The sequence below is a fragment of the Streptomyces sp. P17 genome (assembly GCF_032436805.1).
Taxonomy (GTDB): Bacteria; Actinomycetota; Actinomycetes; order Streptomycetales; family Streptomycetaceae; genus Streptomyces.
In genome coordinates, this window is record NZ_JAVRBF010001304.1 from 1 (window position 1) to 246 (window position 246).

The following is a 246-nucleotide window of genomic DNA, read 5'->3' on the forward strand; positions in this document are numbered from 1 at the left end:
TGAGAGTGTTCAGATCATCCGCCAGCGCGCCTGCATGTTTACGGTACGTCGCGAGCGTTTCGTCACCCTTGTAGGTCAGAAAAGCCGCCTCGGCGGCGCGGACAGCGCTGAAGCCAGCCACCATGCCGGCAACCTTCAGCTCTACCTCCTCAACCTGATCCACGCGAGAGTTGAAGTATTTCTCAACCCCAAGAATGGATAGGAAGGCGAGGATCATGACCGCACTGCTTGCGATTGCGGTCAGCC

Annotated in this window: 1 protein-coding gene; it reads right to left on the bottom strand. The window is 58.1% G+C overall.

The window, feature by feature from the left end; translation table 11 throughout:
* Positions 1-217, bottom strand: a 217-nt coding sequence (locus tag RMT89_RS44780; RefSeq protein ID WP_315889489.1) for a hypothetical protein, incomplete at its 3' end; no start/stop codon positions are given.
* Positions 218-246 lie beyond the last annotated feature (29 nt).